The organism is Bradyrhizobium altum, from assembly GCF_020889705.1.
GTDB lineage: Bacteria > Pseudomonadota > Alphaproteobacteria > Rhizobiales > Xanthobacteraceae > Bradyrhizobium > Bradyrhizobium altum.
On sequence record NZ_JACMYP010000613.1, the window covers coordinates 1 to 501 of the forward strand.

The 501-nt window shown below is 63.9% G+C and carries 1 protein-coding gene; it reads right to left on the bottom strand.

All coding sequences use genetic code 11. The features are described 5' to 3' along the window. The coding region (locus H8B02_RS47725; protein ID WP_229172577.1) for an aspartate/glutamate racemase family protein at positions 1-501 on the bottom strand (501 nt) is incomplete at both ends.

A 501-nucleotide genomic window follows, 5' to 3' on the forward strand; every position in this document is an offset into this window, starting at 1 on the left:
CGAGAGATGTGATCATTAGCCGGCAGAGGCTCGTGATGTCGTAGACGGGTAAGCTAGTGATACGGCGGATCTCCGGCGCGACCAGGGGGAATGCCGTGCATTCGAGCAGAATGGCGGCGATCTCCGGATGTGCGGCACGGAGGCGCGCGACGCAGGTGGCGACATCGCTCTCAAGAGCGGGAATGCCGGGCCATTGCGGCGGACGCTTCAACTCCTCGTGCCAATACTTGCCGCCTTCGATGCCTCCGATCACGATGCTCGCGCGCTCGTCGGGATCATCGACCCCGAGCAGATCTTCGCTCAAGTGTGTCGAGTCGAAGGTCACGACGGCGATCTTGGCGCGCTTCCGCAACTGGCGGAGCAACGCCGGCAGAAGCATCAGGCTTGACATTGCCACGGGCACACTCACCGACGCGGCCACCGCCGCCTGGTGCCGGATAGAGAAGCCGCAGTTCGAGCTTATTGCGACGCTGCCTCGCTCGACCAGCCGCTTGGCTGCTG